Here is a 20,187-nt window from a genome sequence, read left to right on the forward strand (position 1 = left end):
CTCTCAGGCCTTCGGTACCCGCACGATCAGCGCGTCACCCTGCCCGCCGCCACCGCACAGCGCGGCCGCGCCCACACCACCGCCGCGCCGCTTCAGCTCCAGCGCCAGATGCAGCACCAGACGCGCGCCGGACATCCCGATCGGGTGACCCAGGGCAATTGCACCACCGTTGACATTCACCTTTTCGGTGGACACTCCGAGGTCCTTCATGGACTGCACGGCCACAGCCGCGAACGCCTCGTTGATCTCGATGAGGTCGAGGTCCGCGACCTCCAGGCCCTCCTTCTTCAGGGCGTGCAGGATCGCGTTGGACGGCTGCGACTGCAGCGAGTTGTCCGGCCCGGCCACGTTCCCGTGCGCCCCGATCTCGGCGATCCACTCCAGGCCGAGCTCCTGGGCCTTGGCCTTGCTCATCACGACGACGGCGGCGGCACCGTCGGAGATCTGCGAGGCGGAACCGGCCGTGATCGTGCCGTCCTTGGCGAACGCCGGACGCAGCTTCCCGAGCGACTCGGCGGTCGTGTCACCGCGGATGCCCTCGTCCTTGCTGAACAGCACCGGGTCGCCCTTGCGCTGCGGGATCTCGACGGGGGTGATCTCGGCGTCGAACAGGCCGTTCTTCTGCGCCGCGGCGGCCCGCTGGTGCGACAGCGCGGCGATCTCGTCCTGCTCGGGCCGCGCGATGCCCAGGCGGGTGTTGTGCTTCTCCGTCGACTCGCCCATGGCGACACCGTCGAAGGAGTCGGTCAGACCGTCGTGGGCCATGGCGTCGAGCATCTCGACCGCGCCGTACTTGTAGCCCTCGCGGGACTTCGGCAGCAGGTGCGGGGCGTTGGTCATGGACTCCTGGCCACCGGCGACGACCACGTCGAATTCACCCGCGCGGATGAGCTGGTCGGCGAGCGCGATGGCGTCGAGGCCCGACAGACACACCTTGTTGATGGTCAGCGCCGGCACGTTCATCGGGATGCCGGCCTTGACGGCGGCCTGGCGGGCCGGGATCTGCCCCGCACCGGCCTGGAGCACCTGCCCCATGATCACGTACTGCACCTGGTCGCCACCGATCCCCGCACGGTCGAGGGCGGCCTTGATCGCGAAGCCGCCGAGGTCGGCTCCGGAGAAGGACTTCAGCGATCCGAGCAACCGACCCATGGGCGTACGCGCGCCCGCGACGATCACCGTGCTGTTCGCTTCGGAAGTTCCAGAAGACATGAGCTGCGATCCCCTTACCGGCTGCACAGCCGAGGAGTGAACGAGGGTTTACTTCGAATGTACTGAGTGGCACTCCGTGCCGTCATCGGGCTGTCGGTGTGATCGCGCGCACGTTGCGTAACCACCTCGGGGGCGCTGCACTGAATCCATGCTGACGCGAATCGACCACATCGGAATCGCCTGTTTCGACCTCGACAAGACCGTCGAGTTCTACCGTGCCACCTACGGCTTCGAGGTGTTCCACTCCGAGGTCAACGAGGAGCAGGGCGTGCGGGAGGCCATGCTCAAGATCAACGAGACGTCCGACGGCGGCGCCTCCTACCTGCAGCTCCTGGAGCCGACCCGCGAGGACTCCACCGTCGCGAAGTGGCTCGCCAAGAACGGGGAGGGCGTCCACCACATCGCTTTCGGTACGGCAGATGTCGACGGGGACGCCGAGGAGATCAAGGGCAAGGGCGTACGCGTGCTGTACGAAGAGCCGCGAGTCGGTTCCATGGGGTCACGGATCACCTTCCTGCACCCCAAGGACTGTCATGGCGTACTGACAGAACTGGTCACTTCGGCGCCCGTTGAGTCACCTGAGCACTGACCCTCGTACATAAGGGCCGGTAGGGTTGGGGGCGGTCGCCGCTCAGTCCAGGGTGACCGCGGTCCCGCCGTGCGACGGCAGGACCACCGGGGTCCGGGTTTCGGGGGACGAGCGTCGGGGCAGCAGCCTCTGCTCCGCCGATGATCTGACACCATTCCCCGGGGGCCCCGTTCGGCGGATGGACGGAGCTCGTTCGGTAAGAGTTGCGACCAGGGGACGGATGGGACCGCGCAGTGCGGGGCTACGAGAGCCAGGAGCGAGAGCCGGCGGCTGACGTCGACCACCTCTCTCGGTTCGAAGCCGAGATGAAGCGGCTGAAGACCGAACGGGAAAAGGCGATCCAGCACGCCGAGGACCTCGGCTACCAGGTCGAGGTGCTGCGCGCCAAGCTGCACGAGGCGCGGCGCACCATCATGTCCCGGCCCTCCTTCGACGGGGGCGACATCGGCTGGCAGGCCGAGCAGTTGCTGCGCAACGCGCAGGTGCAGGCCGACCAGATCCGGGCGGACGCCGACCGTGAGCTGAGCGAGGCCCGGGCCCAGACCCAGCGGATCCTCCAGGAACACGCAGAGCAGGCGGCCCGGCTCCAGGCGGAGCTGCACCAGGAGGCGGTGACCCGCCGCCAGCAGCTGGACCAGGAGCTGGCCGAGCGCCGTCAGACGGTCGAGTCGCACGTCAACGAGAACGTGGCGTGGGCCGAACAGCTGCGGGCCCGCACCGAGCAGCAGGCCCGCCGGCTGCTGGACGAGTCCCGCGCCGAGGCCGAGCAGGCCCTGGCCACCGCCCGCGCGGAGGCCGAGCGGCTGGCCACCGAGGCCCGGCAGCGGCTGACGAGCGCGGCCGAGGAGGCCCGGGCCGAGGCCGAGCAGATCCTGCGCCGCGCCCGTACGGACGCCGAGCGCCTGCTCAACGCCGCCTCCACGCAGGCCCAGGAGGCCACCGACCACGCCGAGCAGCTGCGCACCTCCAGCGCCACGGAGTCGGAGTCCGCCCGCCGCGAGGCCCAGGAGCTGAGCAAGGCCGCCGAGCAGCGGATGGCGGAGGCCGAGGAGGCGCTGCGCAAGGCGCAGGCCGAGTCGGAGAAGCTGGTCACGGAGGCCAAGGAGGCCGCCGCCAAGGCCCTGGCGAGCGCCGAGTCGGCCAACGAGACGCGGACGCGCACCGCCAAGGAGCAGGTCGCCCGGCTGGTCGAGGAGGCCACGAAGGAGGCCGAGAACACCAAGTCCGAGGCCGAGCAGATCGTCGCCGACGCCAAGGCCGAGGCCGAGAAGATCGTCGCGGAGGCCTCCGAGAAGGCCCGCACGCTCACCGCCGAGGAGACCGCGACCCAGCTGTCCAAGGCGGCGCGCACGGCCGAGGAGGTCCTCGACAAGGCGTCGGAGGACGCCAAGAAGACCACCAGGGCCGCGGCGGAGGAGGCCGAGCGGATCCGCTCGGAGGCCGAGGCCGAGGCGGACCGGCTGCGGGCCGAGGCACACGACATCGCCGAACAGCTCAAGGGCGCGGCGAAGGACGACACCAAGGAGTACCGCGCCAAGACGGTCGAGCTGCAGGAGGAGGCCCGCCGGCTGCGCGGCGAGGCCGAGCAGCTGCGGGCGGACGCGGTCGACGAGGGCGAGAAGATCCGCGCCGAGGCCCGCAAGGAGGCCGTGGCGCAGATCGAGGAGGCGGCGAAGTCCGCCGAGGAGCTGCTCGCCAAGGCCAAGGCGGACGCGGACGAGCTGCGTACGACGGCCCAGGCGGACAGCGAGAAGGTCCGCACCGAGGCCATCGAGCGGGCGACGACCCTGCGCAGGCAGGCCGAGGAGACCCTCCAGCGCACCCGGCAGGAGGCCGAGCGGCACCGCGAGGAGGTCGTCGAGCAGGCCGAGGCGCTCAAGGAGGAGGCCGAGCGCGCGGCCCGGGAGCTGCACGAGGAGACCGAGCGGGCCATAGACGCCCGTCGCGCCGAGGCCGCCGAGGAGCTGACGCGGCTCCAGAGGGAGGCGGAAGAGCGGCTGACGGCCGCCGAGCAGGCGCTGTCGGACGCCCGTGAGGAGGCCGCGCGGATCCGCCGCGAGGCCGCCGAGGAGAACGAGCGGCTGCGCGCCGAGGCCGCCGAGCGGATCCGTACGCTCCAGCAGCAGGCCGAGGCGGAGGCCGAGCGGCTGCGTGACGAGGCCGCCGCGGACGCGTCCGCGGCGCGTGCCGAGGGCGAGGCCGTCGCCGTACGGCTGCGCTCGGAGGCGGCGGGTGAGGCCGAGCGGCTGAAGTCGGAGGCGCAGGAGAGCGCCGACCGGGTGCGCGCGGAGGCGCAGGCCGCCGCCGAGCGGCTCGGCGCGGAGGCGTCCGAGACACTGGCCGCCGCCCAGGAGGAGGCCAACCGGCGCCGCCGCGAGGCCGAGGAACTCCTCGGCAGCGCCCGCCAGGAGGCCGACCAGGAGCGCGAGCGGGCCCGCGAGCAGAGCGAGGAGCTGCTGGCCTCGGCGCGCAAGCGCGTGGAGGACGCGCAGACCGAGGCCGTCCGGCTGGTCGAGGAGGCCGACCGGCGGGCCACGGAGATGGTGTCGGCGGCCGAGCAGCACGCCCAGCAGGTCCGCGACTCCGTCGCCGGGCTGCACGAGCAGGCCCAGGAGGAGATCACCGGGCTGCGCTCCGCGGCGGAGCACGCGGCGGACCGTACGCGCCGGGAGGCCCAGGAGGAGGCGGACCGGGTCCGCTCCGACGCCTACGCCGAGCGGGAGCGGGCGAGCGAGGACGCGGGCCGGCTGCGGCGCGAGGCGCACGAGGAGGCCGAGGCCGCCAAGGCGCTCGCCGAGCGGACGATGTCCGAGGCGGTCGCGGAGGCGGAGCGGATCCGCGCGGACGTCGCCGAGCACGCCCAGCGGGTGCGCACGGAGGCGTCGGACGCGATCGCCGAGGCGGAGCAGAGTGCCTCGCGCACCCGGGCGGACGCGCGCGAGGACGCCAACCGCATCCGGTCGGACGCGGCGACGCAGGCGGACACGCTCATCGCCGAGGCACGCAGCGAGGCGGAGCGGCTCACCACCGAGACGGTCCAGGAGACCGACCGGCTGCGGAGGGAGACGGTCGCCGAGGCCGAGCGGGTCCGCACGGAGGCCTTGTCCGAGGCCGAGCGGGTGCGGTCCGAGTCGGCCGCCACGGCCGACCAGCTGGTCGCGGAGGCCACCGGCGAGGCCGAGCGGCTGCGGGCCGAGGCCGCCGAGACGGTCGGCTCGGCGCAGCAGCACGCCGAGCGGATCCGCCGTGAGGCCGAGCGCGTCAAGACGGACGCGGAGGCGGAGGCGGAGCGGCTCGTCACCGCCGCGCGCGAGGAGGCCGACCGCACCCTGGACGAGGCCCGCAAGGACGCCAACAAGCGGCGCTCCGAGGCGGCCGAGCAGGTCGACAAGCTCATCACGGAGACCACGGCCGAGGCGGACAAGCTGCTGAGCGAGGCCCAGCAGCAGGCGCACAAGACCACGGCGGAGGCCGAGTCGCAGGCCGACAAGATGGTGGGCGCGGCCCGTACCGAGGCCGACCGGCTGGTGTCCGAGGCGACGGTCGAGGGCAACTCCATGGTGGAGAAGGCCCGTACGGACGCGGACGAGCTGCTGGTCGGCGCGCGCCGGGACGCCACGCAGATAAGGGAGCGTGCCGAGGAGCTGCGCGACCGCATCACCTCCGAGATCGAGGAGCTGCACGAGCGGGCCCGCCGTGAGTCGGCCGAGACGATGAAGTCGGCGGGCGACCGCTGCGACGCGCTCGTCAAGGCGGCCGAGGAGCAGCTCGCGAAGGCTCAGGCCAAGGCGAAGGAGATCGTCTCGGAGGCCAACTCCGAGGCGGGCAAGGTCCGTATCGCCGCGGTGAAGAAGGCGGAGGGGCTGCTCAAGGAGGCCGAGCAGAAGAAGACCACGCTGGTCCGGGAGGCCGAGGAGCTCAAGGCCGAGGCGATCCGCGAGGCCAAGCGCACGGTCGAGGAGGGCAAGCGCGAGCTGGAGGTCCTGGTCCGCCGTCGCGAGGACATCAACGCCGAGATCTCCCGTGTCCAGGACGTCCTGGAGGCGTTGGAATCCTTCGAGGCACCCGCCGGGTCCAAGGACAACGGAGTCAAGGCGGGCGCGACGGTCGGCGCACCCCGATCGGGTGGCAAGTCCTCGGACGGCTAGCGGTCCGGCCGGGCTGACGAGTCCGATTCCGGGGCTCTCCGGGGGCTTTGACCAAGTTTTGGCAAGTGATCCGCCGCTTAGCCACTCAAAAGGGGTCTCATTTTCCAGATCAAACGCGCATCCGCTCGATGACACACCGTTCCGGCCCCTAGGATTCCACCTATCACCTCACCGGTCTCATTCGACAGGAACCCCATGAGCGACACTTCCCCCTACGGCTTCGAGCTTGTGCGGCGTGGGTACGACCGCGCTCAGGTGGACGAACGTATCTCCAAGCTCGTCTCCGACCGTGACAGCGCTCTCGCCCGCATCACCGCTCTGGAAAAGCGCATCGAAGAGCTCCACCTCGAGACGCAGAACGCCCAGGCCCAGGTCACCGACGCCGAGCCGTCGTACGCGGGTCTCGGCGCGCGCGTGGAGAAGATCCTCCGCCTCGCCGAGGAAGAGGCGAAGGACCTGCGCGAGGAGGCCCGGCGCGCGGCCGAGCAGCACCGCGAGCTCGCCGAGTCGGCCGCCCAGCAGGTGCGCAACGACGCCGAGTCGTACGCGGCGGAGCGCAAGGCGAAGGCCGAGGACGAGGGTCTGCGGATCGTCGAGAAGGCCAAGAGCGACGCTTCCCAGCTGCGTGCCGACGCGCAGAAGGACGCGCAGTCCAAGCGTGAGGAGGCGGACGCCCTCTTCGAGGAGACCCGCGCCAAGGCCGCGCAGGCCGCCGCCGATTTCGAGACAAACCTCGCCAAGCGCCGGGAGCAGTCCGAGCGCGACCTGGCTTCCCGTCAGGCCAAGGCCGAGAAGCGCCTCGCCGAGATCGAGCACCGTGCCGAGCAGCTGCGCCTAGAGGCCGAGAAGCTGCGCACGGACGCCGAGCGCCGCGCCCGCCAGACGGTGGAGACGGCCCAGCGCCAGGCCGAGGACATCGTGGCCGACGCCAACGCCAAGGCCGACCGCATCCGTTCGGAATCCGAGCGGGAGCTCGCGGCCCTCACCAACCGCCGCGACAGCATCAACGCCCAGCTGACGAACGTCCGCGAGATGCTCGCGACGCTCACGGGCGCCGCGGTGGCCGCCGCCGGTACGCCGGCCGAGGACGAGCCGATCTCCCGTGGGGTCCCGGCGCAGCAGTCCCGGTAACACGCGGGCATACGGAGGCTGAATCTCCGCAAAGCCCTCTGCCGCCCGGGTGGCAGAGGGCTTTGTCCCGTTCTAGCGTGGCGGGCATGATTGAGCTGGCGGGGCTGACCAAGCGGTACGGCGAGAAGGTGGCGGTCAACAACCTGTCGTTCACCGTGAGACCGGGCATCGTCACCGGCTTCCTGGGTCCGAACGGCGCGGGCAAGTCGACGACCATGCGGATGATCCTGGGTCTCGACCACCCGACCGCGGGCGACGTCCGCATCGACGGCAAGCACTACGAGCAGCTCAAGGACCCGCTGACGTGCATCGGAGCCCTGCTGGAGGCCAAGGCCTGGCACGGCGGGCGCACCGCCTACAACCATCTGCTGTGCCTCGCACAGAGCAACGGCATCCCGAGCAGCCGGGTGCGGGACGTACTGGAGACGGTCGGTCTCACCGCGGTCGCGAAGAAGAAGACCAAGGGCTTCTCGATGGGCATGGGGCAGCGGCTCGGCATCGCGGCCGCGCTGCTCGGCGACCCGCGGATCCTGATGTTCGACGAGCCGGTCAACGGCCTCGATCCCGAGGGCATCCACTGGATCCGCACCCTGATGAAGTCGCTGGCGGCGCAGGGCAGGACCGTCTTCGTCTCCTCCCATCTGATGAGCGAGATGGCCCTGACGGCCGAGCACCTCGTCGTCATCGGGCAGGGCCGGCTCCTCGCGGACACTTCCATGGCCGACTTCATCGCGCGCAACTCGCGGTCGTACGTCCGGGTCCGCAGTCCGCAGCGGGAGCGGCTGCTCGACGTGCTGCACCAGGCGGGGATCGTGGCCGTGGAGAGCGGCGGCGGGGTGCTGGAGGTGGACGGCGGCAAGGCGGAGCAGATCGGTGAGCTGGCGGCGCAGCACCGGATCACGCTGCACGAGCTGAGTCCGCAACAGGCCTCGCTGGAGGAGGCGTTCATGCAGCTGACTGCGGAGTCGGTGGAGTACCACGCACACAGCGGGACGAGCGCGACGAGCCCCGAGCCACCGCGGCAGCAGTGGGGCGACGGCTGGAAGAGGGGCTGAGGCATGGCGGTGACGCAGGTCGTCCGGTCGGAGTGGACCAAGATCCGGTCGGTGGCATCCACGGTGTGGACACTCTCGCTGGTGGTGGTCGTGACGGTCGCCCTCGGCATGCTGATCTCGGCGCTGTCCAAGAACGAGTTCGACTCGATGAACGCGCAGGACCGGGCGGAGTTCGACCCGACGTTCATCAGTTTCGCGGGGATGAGTCTCGGTCAGCTCGCGATGATCGTGTTCGGGGTGCTCGTCGTGTCGAACGAGTACAGCACCGGCATGATCCGCACCTCGCTGGCCGCGGTGCCGCAGCGCGGCTCCTTCCTGTTCAGCAAGATCGCCGTCGCCAGTGGGCTCGCCCTGCTGGTCGGTCTCGTCACCAGCTTCGCCGCCTTCTTCCTGGGGCAGGCGATGCTGGGCTCGCACCGGGCGGAGATCGGCGACCCGGGGGTGCTGCGGGCGGTGCTCGGCGGGGGCCTCTACATGGCGCTGATCGCGATGTTCTCCATGGGCATCGCCGCGATGCTGCGCTCGCCGATGCTGTCGCTGGGCATCCTGATGCCGTTCTTCTTCCTGATCTCCAACATCCTGGGCAACGTCGACGCGACCAAGAAGGTCGGCCGGTTCCTTCCCGACCAGGCCGGCAGCAAGATCATGCAGGTGGTCACGCCGATCGACGACGACACCCCGTACGGACCGTGGGGCGGCCTCGGGATCATGGGGCTGTGGGTGCTCGCGGCGCTCGTCGGCGGCTATGTGCTGCTGAAGAAACGCGATGCCTAGGTCGTGTCCGCAGAAGTCCCCTCGTCCGCCCGGAGGGCGGGCCGCGCGGCGTCTGGTGCGTGCTCTCGGGGTGCCGGGCGAAGACCCTCGTAAAGAGCGGGGGCGGGCATGGCGTGACCTTTTACCTGCTCTTGGCCGGAACCGTCAGCGCCTCGATATCCTCCTAACCCTTACGGGGGCGTGTGCCCCGCTGTCCTGAACCTTGCGATGGGTGCGGAGCATGATCGAAGCAGTCGGCCTGACGAAGCGCTACGGCGACAAGACCGCTGTGTACAACCTTTCCTTCCAGGTGCGGCCCGGGGCCGTCACCGGCTTCCTCGGGCCCAACGGCTCGGGCAAGTCGACGACGATGCGCATGATCCTCGGCCTGGACAACCCGACGGCCGGGCAGGTGACGATCGGCGGCTATCCGTACCGCAGGCTGCCCAACGCCGCCCGTCAGGTCGGCGCCCTGCTGGACGCCAAGGCGGTGCACGGCGGCCGCTCCGCCCGCAACCACCTGCTGTCCCTGGCCCAGCTCTCGGGCATCCCGGCCCGGCGGGTGGACGAGGTGCTCGGCGTGGTCGGTCTGCAGGACGTGGCCAAGAAGCGGTCCAAGGGCTTCTCGCTCGGCATGGGGCAGCGGCTCGGCATCGCGGCGGCACTGCTCGGCGACCCGCAGGTGCTGCTGTTCGACGAGCCGGTCAACGGCCTCGACCCCGAGGGCATCCTCTGGGTGCGCAACCTGATGAAGGCGCTGGCGGCGGAGGGCCGTACGGTCTTCGTCTCCTCCCATCTGATGAGCGAGATGGCGCTGACGGCCGACCACCTCATCGTCATCGGGCGCGGTCAGTTGCTCGCCGACATGAGCGTCACCGACTTCATCTCGGCGAACTCCGCGGACTTCGCACGGGTGCGCACGCCCGACACCGAGCCGCAGCAGCGCGAGAAGCTGTCGGCCGCGCTGACCGAGTCGGGCGGGCACGTGCTGCCCGAGCAGGACGGCGCGCTGCGCGTGACGGGGCTGGCCCTGCCGCGCATCAGCGACATCGCGCACGACCACGGCGTACGGCTGTGGGAGCTGTCGCCGCACCAGGCCTCCCTGGAGGAGGCGTACATGCGCATGACGCAGGGCGCCGTCGACTACCGCTCGACCATCGACCAGAAGGAAGGGCTCCAGCAGCCGCTGCCGCCCGGCGCGCAGCCGCCGATGCCGGTGCCCGGGCAGGGCCAGCCGGGCTGGTACGCCCCGCCGCCGCCCCAGCAGGGCGGGCAGCCGTTCGCGCCCCAGGGCGCACCGGGTCAGGCACCGGCGGGCCCGTACGGCTCCGCCCAGGGCGCTTCCGGCCCGGGCACGGCCAACCCGTACGCCCAGCCCGCGCCCCAGACGCCGCCGGCGCCCCAGGACGCTCCGCAGGGCGCAGCCCGGCCCGGGCCGGGTCAGGCCCCCGCCGCCCCGCCCGTGCCGCAGAGCGCTCCGCAGCCCGCGGCCCAGCCGGCCGCCGCGCCCGCGCAGCCCGCCACCGCGCCGTCCGCGCCCGCCGCCGCCCCGACTCCCGACCTGACCAAGCCCGAGGACGCCCGATGAGCAGCCCCCAGTCCCAGATGCCGCAGGCCGCGCCCGCCTGGCAGGCGGCGCCCGGCACTTCGTTCCCGCCCGGCTACACCTCGCCGATCCCGGTCGTGCGCACGCACCTCGGGCATGCCGTCGCATCCGAGTGGACGAAGATCAGGTCGGTGCGTTCCACCCTGTGGACGCTCGGAGTGTTCGTCCTGCTCGTCATCGGCATCGGCACGCTGACCGGCGTGGTGGTGGCCGAATCCGACCCGGCCCTGGACGGCGAGAGCCCCCTCGGTCTGGGCTTCTTCGGGCTGTTGCTGGGCAGCATGTGCATCATCACGCTGGGCGTGCTGACCACGGCCTCGGAGTACGGCACCGGCATGATCCGCACCACGATGGTCGCGTGCCCGAGCCGGGGCCGGGTGCTGGCGGCGAAGGCCGTGGTGTTCTTCCTGACCGCGTTCGTCGTGACGCTGGTGTCCGCGTCGCTCGTGGCCTTGATGCACGTGGCGATGCTGGAGGGCGACGGCGCCAAGTCCCCCTCCGGCGGCGAGTGGCTCAAGGGCACGGTCGGCATCTCGCTCTACATCGCGCTGCTGGGCCTGCTCTCGCTCCTGGTCGGCTCGATCATCCGGCACTCGGCGGGCGCCATCACCATCATGATCGGTGCCGTCCTGGCCCCGCTGGTGATCGCCCTGTTCATGTTCTCGGAGTCCCTCCAGGACGTGCGCGACGCCCTGTTCGAGTACTCGATCCCGAACCAGCTCAGCGTCTTCTACGCCAACTCCCTCAGCGAGTCCGGCCCGTCCGGCTGGGACCCGCTGTGGATCATCCTCGGCGTCACGGCCGTCGCGTTCGCCGGCGCCTTCGTACTGCAGGAGAAGCGGGACGTCTGAGCCCGTTCAGAACTTCGGCGCGTTACGGGACCGCTGCACCCCCGGGGTGCGGCGGTCCCGCGCGTTCCAGCAGGCCTTGTGCCAGTGCCGCCGGTCGTCCACGCCCGTATGCTCCGACCAGGCCACCACGTGCGGCACCCCGTCGGGGATCAGCTGGTCGCAGCCCGGGCAGCGGTAGGACTTGCCCTGCGCGCTCGCGCCGGCGACGTGCCGCACGCTCCAGTTCTCGCCCTGCCAGTTCTCCGAGGCCTGCCAGCCGCCGTAGCGGCCGGGCCGGTCGTCCTCGGCGCTCCGGCCGGACGAAGCGGCGCCCTTGGGTCGGTTGCGACGCGGGGACACGGGACACCTCTCGGGGCTATACAGGAAGCACGGGCCGCGTCCAGCCTACGCGGCGCGCACAGGGGTACGCGTACGGCGCGGATCGCCCTCGGTGCCTCGTGGTCCGGCGGTCCCGGCCCCTCGTTGCTCTGCTCCTGACCGCCGGCGGAACGACCCATTCTGCAGACAATCCGCAAAATACTCCGCCCGGCCGTGTCCTCGGCACGTGTCAGACGGTTATGCGCTGTGGGGGAGCTCCGTGTCGGAGCCAAGGAAGCAGGAAAGCAATGCGCGTTGGAAGTTTCGTGTTGGCGGCCCAGTTCCCCGGCCAGGGCCAGGGGGAGGCGCTGCACCGCGCGGTCCGCTCGGCCGAGGTGGCCGAGGAGGCCGGGCTCGACACGGTCTGGCTGGCCGAGCACCACTTCGTGCCGTACGGCACGTGTCCGTCGGCCATCACCCTGGCCGCCCTGCTGCTGGGCCGCACCCGGCGCATCCGGGTCGGTACGGCGGTCAGTGTGCTGCCCACGGTCCACCCGGTGGCCCTCGGCGAACAGGCGGCGCTGCTGCACCACACGAGCGACGGCCGTTTCACTCTCGGTGTCGGGCGCGGCGGCCCCTGGGTCGACCTCGAGGTGTTCGGCGCGGGTCTGGAGGCGTACGAACAGGGGTTCCCGGAGTCCCTGGAGCTTCTGGTGCGCTGGCTGCGCGAGTCGTCCGTGGCGGCCGACGGGGAGCGCTTCCGCTTCCGCGAAGTCCCGGTGGTGCCGCGGCCGTCGGAGGCCCTGGCGGAGGGCCCGGGACCCGAGGTCGTCGTCGCCTGCACCTCACCGGCGAGCGTGCGGCTGGCCGCCGAGCGGGGTCTGTCGATGCTGCTCGGGATGCACGTGGGGGACGAGGAGAAGGCCGAGATGGTCGCCTTGTGGCGGCAGCACGCGCGAGCCTGCGGGCGGTCGCCGGAGGAGATCCTGGGCGCGTCCCATGTGTCGGCCGGCGTCTGCCAGATCGCGGACCGGCGGGTCGACGCGGCGGAGACGTTGATGAAGGCGATGCCCGGCTGGCTGAAGCAGGGCCTGGAGGCGCATGTCACGGTCGACGGGCGCTCGCGCCGGATGCGCGACCCGCTGGCCTACACCGAACTGCTCTGCGGGCTGCACCCGGTGGGCACCCCGCGGCTGTGCGCGGACCGGCTGGCGGCGACCAGTGAGCGGACCGGCATCTCCCGCTTCGCGCTGCTCGTCGAGGGTTCGGGCGATCTGGCGGCGACCGAGGAGAACGTGCGGCGGCTGGGGGCCGAGGTGCTCCCCCAACTCGTCTGAGTGCGCCATGCATTCCTGTGGGCTTGCCGCTCCGGTACAGAACTGCACCTCCCGCGTACGGAGCGGCAAGCAAGTGGCGCCGCGTCAGCAGTCCCGGAACTCGGGTGACTGGTTCAGTACCTGACTGCGGATCGAGGTGAAGCGGTCCAGCTTCTCGTCGACCGAGGAGTCGAGCGGGAACACGGCCACCCGGTGGCAGTTCTGGAAGGCCAGCCGCACACCGAAGTGCCGTTGCAGCGCGCCGCGTATCGCGTCACTCGCAAGTGCACGCAGCAGCTGACCGCGTGCCTGCTCGTCCGGCGGGGGCGTCTGGTTGTCGGCGAACGCACCGCCGTCCACCTTCAGCTGGGCCACCAGTGAGCTGATCATCTCCCATGCGTAGGGCAGGGAGGCCCGGACGCAGTCGACGAATTCCGCTTCGTCGACCTCGCCTCGCTCGGCCTGTTCGAGTAGGGCCGGTGAGACGTCGAGCGACATGAGTTCTCCTCTCGCACCCCCGCCCGGCGGGCAGGGGTTGCCGGACAGATGAGGGAGTTCGCGACACCGGACACGCTGCGTACACGCACCGCGACCTCCCGTTCATACGGTAAGCAACGTACGGTGACGGCACCAGGAAAATGCGCAGATGAGACACTCCCGCTGAGCACACCGTGCACACAATCGGCCAATACCGAACGCGTGTTTTCCAGGGCGAATCGCGTCGACAGGCGCCCGTCGAGTAGCGTTGCCGACCATGCGTCTCGTCATTGCCCGCTGCTCCGTGGACTACGCCGGGCGGCTCACCGCCCACCTCCCCTCGGCCCCGCGCCTGATCCTGGTGAAGGCGGACGGCAGCGTCTCGATCCACGCCGACGACCGGGCCTACAAGCCCCTGAACTGGATGTCGCCGCCGTGCACCCTGAAGGAGGGCACCGGCGAGGAGGAGGGCGTCTGGACCGTCGTCAACAAGGCGGGTGAGAAGCTCATCATCACGATGGAGGAAGTCCTCCACGACTCCTCGCACGAACTGGGCGTCGATCCCGGCCTGATCAAGGACGGCGTGGAAGCGCACCTCCAGGAGCTGCTGGCCGACCGCATCGAGACACTCGGCGAGGGCTACACCCTGATCCGCCGCGAGTACCCGACGGCCATCGGACCGGTCGACATCCTGTGCCGGGACGCCGACGGCAGGACCGTCGCGGTGGAGATCAAGCGGCGCGGTGAGATCGACGGCGTGGAACAGCTCACGCGCTACCTGGAGCTGCTGAACCGGGATCCCCATCTGGCCCCGGTGCGCGGTGTCTTCGCGGCACAGGAGATCAAGCCGCAGGCGCGCGTCCTCGCGACCGACCGCGGCATCGGCTGCCAGGTGCTCGACTACGACGCGCTGCGCGGCATCGAGGACGACAAGCTGCGGCTGTTCTGACGGCCCGTACGACGACGAAGGGGCCGGGTCCGTGCGACGGACCCGGCCCTGCCGTGTGTACGGGCCTCAGATCACCGTCTCCGGGCCGCTGGGCGTGCCCGTGGTGCTCTGCGGCGCGCTCGCCGAGTTGCTCGTGGGAGCGCTCGGCGCCGGGCCGCTGGCCGAGTCGGAGGTGGACGGGCTGGTCGTCGGCGGCTGCGAGGTGGGCGGCTCGGACGTGGGCGGCTGCGAGGTCGGCGGCTCGGACGTCGGAGGCTTGGACGTCGGAGGCTTCGACGTCGCAGGCGGCTTGGACGTCGCGGGCGGCTTGGACGTGGACGGCGGCTTCGAGGACGACGGCGGCTTCGACGGGGACGCGGAACCGCTCGGGTCCGGTGAACCGCTCGGGGAGGCCGTCGGCGTCGGGTCGTCCGACGTGCCGAGGGTTCCGTCCGGGCCCGGGTCCGTCGGCCGGGCGGGCACCTCGCCGGTGTCACCGCCGTCGTTCCCGGGCCGGTCGGCGCCGAGGCTGTCGTCGCTGACGCCCTGACTCGCGGAAGGGTTGACGCCGACCTGGCCGGAGGGCGGGTTCTTGTCGTTGTCGGAGGTGGCGCCGAGCGTCACCACCGTGCCCAGGACGGCGACGAGCAGGGCACCGGCCCCGGCGGCCACGAGGTTGCGCCGGGCCAGGCCCTTGAGACCGCCCCGGGCCGCCCGGGAGGTCCCGGGCGTGGTGCGGTGGGTGACCAGGGCCGGGGAGGGCGGCTGCTGGAGCGTGGGGAAGGGCGCGGGAACACCGCCGGGCGGGGACGCAGACTCCTCGTCACGGGTGTCGGGCACCTCCTCCCCCGCGGTCGGTCCGAGCCCGAGCGGTGTGCCCGAGCGGTCGGCGACCAGGGCGAGGGCACGGCGGCCGGCGACGGTGCCCCGCTTGTCGGCGAGGGCGCCGCGCAGGCCGATGGAGGCCTCCAGTTCGGCGCGGGCCCGGTCGAGCCGGCCCCGGCACAGGGCGAGGACGCCGAGCTCGTGGTGGAAGTAGGCCTCTTCGGCGACTTCCCCGGCGAGCCGGGCGGCCTCGGCACCCGAGCGCAGGGCGCGCTCCCAGGCGCTCCAGTGCAGTCCGGCGGCGAAGGCGGGGGCGGCGGTGCGGGCCAGGTGCACGGCCGCGCTCTCCTCCCCCTCGGCGGGCGGGCGGGTGACCGGTCCGAGGACGGCCAGGGCGGCGAGGACCGCGTCGGCCTCGGCGCACACGCGCTCGGGGGTGACCGAGGGGTGCCCGGCCCACCAGGAGTAGTGCTGGGCGGCGCTGCGGGCCCGGGCCTCGGCCTCGTCGGCGTACCCGGCGGCCTCCAGCTGGGCCGGTACGCCGGCCGCGAGGCGGTAGCGGGAGCCGACCGGCGAGACCAGGCCGCAGGCGGCCAGTTCGCCGAGCGCGGCGTCCGCGTGGGTGTCGCCGACCAGGGCCGGCAGATGCGCCTGGTGCGGGATCTCGCCGCCGAGGGCGAGCGCGAACTTCAGGGTGGCGCGGGCGGAGGCGCTCAGCCGGGAGGCGAGCAGCGGCGCGGGGGCGGCGGCCTCGCCGAGCGCGGGCAGCGGCACGTCGTCGCCGAGGTCGTAGGCCTCGGCGGTGTCGGCCAAGGGCGCGTCCTCGAAGACGCCGAACTCGTCGACGGCGCTGGTGCCGGCGCGCAGCCGGTCGCGCTGGCGCAGCAGGGCGCCGGCCTGGACGAAGCGCAGCGGCAGGCCCTCGGACTCGAACCAGAGGTCTCCGGCCCAGGTGGACTCCTCCTCGGTGAGGGTCCGGCCGACGGCGTGTTCCAGCAGGTCGAGCCCGGCGGCGCGCTCCAGTCCGCCGAGGAGGACCTCCTCGACGCCGGCGTCGGCTGAGGGGGTCGGCACGTCGGGGGTGGCGCCGAACAGGAAGGCGCACTCGGGGGTGGCCTCCAGCAGCTCGTCGAGCGCGGCGCCACCGAACTCCAGGTCGTCGAGGACGACGACGGCGCCGATCTCGCCGACGTGGGTGAGCAGTTCGTCCCGGTCCGGGCGGTGCAGGGGGGCGCCGTAGACCGCGTGGAACAGGTCGTACAGCAGGTCGTCGGCGGTGCGTCCGAAGCCGTTGAGGCGGACGACGCCGTCGGGGGCGAGGTCGGAGCAGTCCTCGGCGACGAGATCGAGGAGACGGGTGCGGCCGGAGCCGGGCGCGCCGGTGAGGCGGGTGGAGCGGCCGCGGGCGAGCAGGCGCACCAGGCGCTCGCGCTCCTCCTGGCGGGCCAGCAGCGGCAGGGCGGGTTGCGGGGGGCCGGGCGGAACGGGCGGGCGGGCCGCGCGTTCCGCCTCGGCGCGTTCGGCCGTGGTGAGCTTCACGGGCCGGGCGGGGCGTTCCGCGGGCGGGCAGGCCTCTATCTCGCTGCCGTCGACGGGGTTGACCGTCAGCAGGAAGTCACCGGAGACGAGCCGCACCGTGCGGGCGAGCGCCGGCGCGTGCTGCGCGAAGTCGGGTGTGAGGGATTCCCTGGGAGGGCGCTGGCGCGGCGCGGGGCCGTCACCTTCGTGGCCGTACTCCTCGGGTCCCTGGTTGTCAGGATCCATAGGTCAAGCCCCCCAAAAGCGTGTGTGTGCGTGGAAAAGCCCCTCCCGGCCTTGCTGCACACCGCGCTGTCGCTTCTGGTCCGGTCCCGCTCGAAGGGTTCAAGTCAGCGGGCAGCCGAACCCTAAACCTTCGCACAGTATCTACGACAGTCCGGGGTACCGCGCCGTCCGTAACGTCACGGTCTCGTGAGGATTGTGCGCGTCGCACGATTCGACGACGTGCGTCCGGGTGTCCCCGGCCGCCCGGCTCACACCCGTACGAGCCGTCACACGCGGGGAAGGGTCTCCACCCCGATGCCCCCCTCGATCGCCAGGATCCGGTGCAGACGGGTGGCCACCAGCAGACGCTGCATCTGCGGCGGCACACCGCGCAGCACCAGGCGCCGGCCGCAGCGGCCGGCCCGCCGGTGGGCCCCCATGATCACACCCAGTCCGGTGGCGTCCCAGGAGTCCAGTTCGGACAGATCCAGCACCAGGTCCCCGACGCCGTCGTCGACGGCCGAGTGCAGGACCGTACGGGCGTCCGCCGCGCTGCGGACGTCGAGGCGGCCCCCGACGACCAGCTCGGCGTGGTCGCCCCTGATGTGCATATGCGCTCCCCGTGCGTGCGAATCGTGCTCCGCGTTCTGGATGTGGGTGATGCAACCTCTGACTGCGTGGAGGAGTCAGAGGTTGCTTCTTGTGAGCGAACCGATACCGAATTCACCCTGGGGTGTGATGGATCCCGAGCATGTGCGGTTTCAGTGCTTGTAGAAGCCCTGCCCGCTCTTGCGTCCGATGTCACCGGCGTCAACCATCCGGCGCATCGACTCGGGAGCCGCGAACTTCTCGTCCTGGGACTCGGTGTAGATGTTGTTCGTGGCGTGCAGCAGGATGTCGACGCCGGTCAGGTCCGCCGTCGCCAGCGGGCCCATCGCGTGACCGAAGCCCAGCTTGCAGGCCAGGTCGATGTCCTCGGCGCTCGCCACACCCGACTCCTGAAGCTTCGCGGCCTCGACGACCAGGGCGCAGATGAGGCGGGTCGTCACGAAGCCGGCGACGTCGCGGTTGACGACGATGCAGGTCTTGCCGACCGACTCGGCGAACTCCCGGGCCGTGGCGAGGGTTTCGTCGCTGGTCTTGTAGCCGCGGACCAGTTCGCACAGCTGCATCATCGGCACCGGCGAGAAGAAGTGCGTGCCGACGACCCGCTCGGGGCGCTCCGTGGCCGCCGCGATCTTGGTGATCGGGATGGCGGAGGTGTTGGAGGCGAGGATCGCCTCGTCCTTCACGATCTTGTCGAGCGCGCGGAAGATCTCGTGCTTGATCTCCAGCTTCTCGAACACGGCCTCGACGACGACGTCCGCGTCGGCCACGGCGTCCAGGTCGGTGGTCGCGGTGATGCGGGCGAGGGCGGCGTCGGCGTCGTGCGCCTCCAGCTTGCCCTTGGCGACGAACTTGTCGTACGACGCCTTGATGCCGTCGGTGCCGCGCTTGAGCGCCTCGTCGGTGACGTCACGCAGGACGACCTCCCAGCCCGCCTGTGCGGAGACCTGGGCGATGCCGGATCCCATGAGGCCGGCTCCGATGACGGCGAGCTTCCCTGCCACTGTGCGACTCCCCTGACGCGCTGCTTATGTCTGCTTCCCGGGCGGACACTAGCGCTCGCGAGGGGCTGTGTGACCAGTAAGTAATGCGCGTCACGTCTCACATGACGGACATCACACCGGCAGGGGTCACGGGGCGCCCCGGACGGCGTAGTTGAGCACCCTCTCGCTCAACAACCCCTCCATCTCGTCCAGCAGGACGAGGGTCTCCCGGGACACCTCGCCGCGGTCGCGCCCGTCGACCATCGCGCGGCCGATGGAGCCCATCACGGTCTGGTGGAGCCAGTTGAGCTGACCGGCGATCAGGGCGGGCATGGGATCACCCGCTGCGGCTCCGGTCTCCTGACGCAGGGCCGCCTCCAGGTTCTCCTGGACCTCCTGCTGGATCGCCCACAGCCGGGAGCGCAGGGGCGGCGCGTCGTGGATGACCTTCATGAACCGGTCGTAGCCCTCCATGAGGCCGATCCGCGGCGACACCGCCTCGACCTCGTCGCGCAGTTCGCGCAGGACGGCGTGGGCGGCGGACTCGCCGAGGTCACGGCCGCGCACCCAGCGCGCGAGGCGGTCGACGACACCCTTGCTGCGGTCGAGGAAGAGGTCCTCCTTGGCCGGGAAGTAGTTGTAGACGGTGTTCACGGAGACGTCGGCGGCTTCCGCCACGTCCGCGATCGTCACTGTCATGAACCCGCGCTCCAGGAACAGCCCGGTGGCGATGTCCGAGATGCGCTGCCTGGTCTCGCGCTTCTTCCGCTCCCTGAGCCCCTCAGCCATGTCCGAATCCTAGCTTCCCTGGGGATCCTGAAAGCTTGGAGTCATTGCAAACTTTAAGAGACTCTGTTTTTCTGGTGGCATGACCATCATCAGTACGGCCGGCCTGGCCCGTACCTTCCAGACCAAGAACGGCCCGGTGGAGGCCGTGCGCTCGATCGACCTGACCGTCCACGAGGGCGAGATCCTCGGCTTCCTCGGCCCCAACGGCGCCGGCAAGACGACGACCCTGCGCATGCTGACGACCCTGCTGCGACCCACCGGCGGTGCCGCGACCGTCGCGGGACGCGACCTGGCGACCGACGCGGCCGGGGTGCGGCGGGCCTGCGGCTACGTGGCGCAGTCCGGCGGGGTCGATCCGCAGATCAGCGTGCGGGAGGAGCTGGTGACCCAGGGGCGTCTGTACCGGCTGTCCAAGGCCCGGGCCGCCGAGCGCGCCGGGGAACTGGCCCGCGACCTGGACCTCACCGGGCTCCTCGACCGCAAGTGCGGCGCACTGTCCGGCGGACAGCGGCGGCGGCTGGACATCGCGATGGCCCTCACTCACCGGCCCAAGGTGCTGTTCCTGGACGAACCGACGACCGGGCTCGACCCGGGCAGCCGCGCCGACCTGTGGGCCCTGGTGCGCCGGCTGCGCGACGAGCACGGCACGACGGTGTTCCTGACCACCCACTACCTCGACGAGGCCGACGCCCTCTCCGACCGGCTGGTCGTCGTCGACCACGGCGTGGTCGTCGCCGAGGGCACCCCGAGCGCGCTGAAACTGCGCCACGGCGGATCGCTCGACGCCTCGCTGCAGGACACGTTCCTGGCCATCACCGGCCGCAGCGCCGCCCCGGCCGAGCAGACCCCCGTCGCCGTATGAGAAACCGAGGCACATC

17 protein-coding genes are annotated in these 20,187 nt (G+C 71.5%); 10 read left to right on the forward strand and 7 right to left on the reverse strand.

Annotated elements, in window-relative coordinates; translation table 11 throughout:
• Positions 1 to 3: 3 nt before the first annotated feature.
• Entirely contained in the window at positions 4 to 1,212 is a 1,209-nt protein-coding gene (locus AB0937_RS21475; RefSeq protein WP_366713761.1) for an acetyl-CoA C-acetyltransferase, read from the reverse strand.
• 148 nt (positions 1,213 to 1,360) lie between these two features.
• Here AB0937_RS21475 and mce point away from each other — a divergent pair, with 148 nt between their 5' ends.
• The 7 genes from mce (at position 1,361) to AB0937_RS21510 (ending at position 11,345) form a co-directional block, all read left to right on the forward strand.
• Positions 1,361 to 1,801 (forward strand): methylmalonyl-CoA epimerase, encoded by a 441-nt coding sequence (gene mce / locus AB0937_RS21480; RefSeq protein ID WP_031107947.1) that lies wholly within the window; start codon positions 1,361 to 1,363, stop codon positions 1,799 to 1,801.
• A 233-nt stretch (positions 1,802 to 2,034) separates the two neighbouring features.
• Positions 2,035 to 5,949, forward strand: a complete 3,915-nt coding sequence (scy, locus tag AB0937_RS21485; RefSeq protein ID WP_366713763.1) for a polarized growth protein Scy — start codon at positions 2,035 to 2,037, stop codon at positions 5,947 to 5,949.
• A 195-nt stretch (positions 5,950 to 6,144) separates the two neighbouring features.
• Positions 6,145 to 7,080, forward strand: coding sequence for a cellulose-binding protein (locus AB0937_RS21490; RefSeq protein WP_366713765.1), 936 nt, complete (start codon positions 6,145 to 6,147; stop codon positions 7,078 to 7,080).
• 86 nt (positions 7,081 to 7,166) lie between these two features.
• The gene (locus AB0937_RS21495) at positions 7,167 to 8,135 is read left to right on the forward strand and encodes an ABC transporter ATP-binding protein (RefSeq protein ID WP_366713767.1); all 969 of its coding nucleotides are present in this window, start codon (positions 7,167 to 7,169) and stop codon (positions 8,133 to 8,135) included.
• Positions 8,136 to 8,138: 3 nt separating this feature from the next.
• Positions 8,139 to 8,909 carry an ABC transporter permease gene (locus AB0937_RS21500; RefSeq protein ID WP_366713769.1) on the forward strand — a complete coding sequence of 257 codons (771 nt, stop codon included), beginning with the start codon at positions 8,139 to 8,141 and terminating at the stop codon, positions 8,907 to 8,909.
• Between the two features lie 220 nt (positions 8,910 to 9,129).
• Entirely contained in the window at positions 9,130 to 10,476 is a 1,347-nt protein-coding gene (locus AB0937_RS21505; protein WP_366713771.1) for an ATP-binding cassette domain-containing protein, read from the forward strand.
• On the forward strand, positions 10,473 to 11,345 hold the full coding sequence (locus tag AB0937_RS21510; RefSeq protein WP_366713773.1) for an ABC transporter permease: 873 nt from the start codon (positions 10,473 to 10,475) through the stop codon (positions 11,343 to 11,345). Before AB0937_RS21505 ends, AB0937_RS21510 begins: the two co-directional genes overlap by 4 nt.
• A gap of 6 nt (positions 11,346 to 11,351) precedes the next feature.
• On the opposite strand, the gene AB0937_RS21515 is transcribed toward AB0937_RS21510, so the two are convergent.
• Positions 11,352 to 11,684, reverse strand: a complete 333-nt coding sequence (locus AB0937_RS21515) for an ATP/GTP-binding protein (protein ID WP_366713775.1) — start codon at positions 11,682 to 11,684, stop codon at positions 11,352 to 11,354.
• 266 nt (positions 11,685 to 11,950) lie between these two features.
• On the opposite strand from AB0937_RS21515, the gene AB0937_RS21520 reads away from it, so the two are divergent.
• Positions 11,951 to 12,979 (forward strand): LLM class flavin-dependent oxidoreductase, encoded by a 1,029-nt coding sequence (locus AB0937_RS21520; RefSeq protein WP_366713777.1) that lies wholly within the window; start codon positions 11,951 to 11,953, stop codon positions 12,977 to 12,979.
• Positions 12,980 to 13,063: 84 nt separating this feature from the next.
• On the opposite strand, the gene AB0937_RS21525 is transcribed toward AB0937_RS21520, so the two are convergent.
• The gene (locus tag AB0937_RS21525) at positions 13,064 to 13,456 is read right to left on the reverse strand and encodes an SCO5389 family protein (RefSeq protein ID WP_366713779.1); all 393 of its coding nucleotides are present in this window, start codon (positions 13,454 to 13,456) and stop codon (positions 13,064 to 13,066) included.
• A gap of 256 nt (positions 13,457 to 13,712) precedes the next feature.
• On the opposite strand from AB0937_RS21525, the gene nucS reads away from it, so the two are divergent.
• Positions 13,713 to 14,384: an endonuclease NucS gene (gene nucS, locus AB0937_RS21530; RefSeq protein WP_184560231.1), complete on the forward strand. Its 672-nt coding sequence runs from the start codon at positions 13,713 to 13,715 to the stop codon at positions 14,382 to 14,384.
• A 66-nt stretch (positions 14,385 to 14,450) separates the two neighbouring features.
• Here the strand turns inward: nucS and AB0937_RS21535 are convergent, their stop codons facing one another.
• From AB0937_RS21535 to AB0937_RS21550, 4 genes are all read right to left on the reverse strand, one after another.
• A complete protein-coding gene (locus AB0937_RS21535; protein ID WP_366713781.1) occupies positions 14,451 to 16,952 on the reverse strand; it encodes an ATP-binding protein in 2,502 nt (833 codons plus the stop codon).
• Positions 16,953 to 17,218: 266 nt separating this feature from the next.
• Positions 17,219 to 17,542 carry an STAS domain-containing protein gene (locus AB0937_RS21540; RefSeq protein WP_003993003.1) on the reverse strand — a complete coding sequence of 108 codons (324 nt, stop codon included), beginning with the start codon at positions 17,540 to 17,542 and terminating at the stop codon, positions 17,219 to 17,221.
• A 150-nt stretch (positions 17,543 to 17,692) separates the two neighbouring features.
• Positions 17,693 to 18,541, reverse strand: coding sequence for a 3-hydroxyacyl-CoA dehydrogenase family protein (locus tag AB0937_RS21545; RefSeq protein ID WP_234848483.1), 849 nt, complete (start codon positions 18,539 to 18,541; stop codon positions 17,693 to 17,695).
• A gap of 126 nt (positions 18,542 to 18,667) precedes the next feature.
• Positions 18,668 to 19,309, reverse strand: a complete 642-nt coding sequence (locus AB0937_RS21550) for a TetR/AcrR family transcriptional regulator (protein ID WP_366713782.1) — start codon at positions 19,307 to 19,309, stop codon at positions 18,668 to 18,670.
• Positions 19,310 to 19,388: 79 nt separating this feature from the next.
• Between AB0937_RS21550 and AB0937_RS21555 the strand changes: the two genes are divergently transcribed.
• Entirely contained in the window at positions 19,389 to 20,171 is a 783-nt protein-coding gene (locus tag AB0937_RS21555; protein WP_366713783.1) for an ATP-binding cassette domain-containing protein, read from the forward strand.
• Positions 20,172 to 20,187: the final 16 nt, after the last annotated feature.

The sequence above is a fragment of the Streptomyces sp. NPDC047880 genome (assembly GCF_040706515.1).
Taxonomy (GTDB): domain Bacteria; phylum Actinomycetota; class Actinomycetes; order Streptomycetales; family Streptomycetaceae; genus Streptomyces.

Coding starts and splice junctions, on each gene's coding strand:
- AB0937_RS21520 (WP_366713777.1), top strand. CDS start 11,951: ATGCGCGTTGGAAGTTTCGTGTTGGCGGCCCAGTTCCCCGGCCAGGGC.
- AB0937_RS21555 (WP_366713783.1), top strand. CDS start 19,389: ATGACCATCATCAGTACGGCCGGCCTGGCCCGTACCTTCCAGACCAAG.
- AB0937_RS21500 (WP_366713769.1), top strand. CDS start 8,139: ATGGCGGTGACGCAGGTCGTCCGGTCGGAGTGGACCAAGATCCGGTCG.
- AB0937_RS21540 (WP_003993003.1), bottom strand. CDS start 17,542: ATGCACATCAGGGGCGACCACGCCGAGCTGGTCGTCGGGGGCCGCCTC.
- AB0937_RS21475 (WP_366713761.1), bottom strand. CDS start 1,212: ATGTCTTCTGGAACTTCCGAAGCGAACAGCACGGTGATCGTCGCGGGC.
- AB0937_RS21535 (WP_366713781.1), bottom strand. CDS start 16,952: ATGGATCCTGACAACCAGGGACCCGAGGAGTACGGCCACGAAGGTGAC.
- AB0937_RS21505 (WP_366713771.1), top strand. CDS start 9,130: ATGATCGAAGCAGTCGGCCTGACGAAGCGCTACGGCGACAAGACCGCT.
- mce (WP_031107947.1), top strand. CDS start 1,361: ATGCTGACGCGAATCGACCACATCGGAATCGCCTGTTTCGACCTCGAC.
- AB0937_RS21490 (WP_366713765.1), top strand. CDS start 6,145: ATGAGCGACACTTCCCCCTACGGCTTCGAGCTTGTGCGGCGTGGGTAC.
- AB0937_RS21550 (WP_366713782.1), bottom strand. CDS start 19,309: ATGGCTGAGGGGCTCAGGGAGCGGAAGAAGCGCGAGACCAGGCAGCGC.
- AB0937_RS21525 (WP_366713779.1), bottom strand. CDS start 13,456: ATGTCGCTCGACGTCTCACCGGCCCTACTCGAACAGGCCGAGCGAGGC.
- nucS (WP_184560231.1), top strand. CDS start 13,713: ATGCGTCTCGTCATTGCCCGCTGCTCCGTGGACTACGCCGGGCGGCTC.
- AB0937_RS21495 (WP_366713767.1), top strand. CDS start 7,167: ATGATTGAGCTGGCGGGGCTGACCAAGCGGTACGGCGAGAAGGTGGCG.
- AB0937_RS21510 (WP_366713773.1), top strand. CDS start 10,473: ATGAGCAGCCCCCAGTCCCAGATGCCGCAGGCCGCGCCCGCCTGGCAG.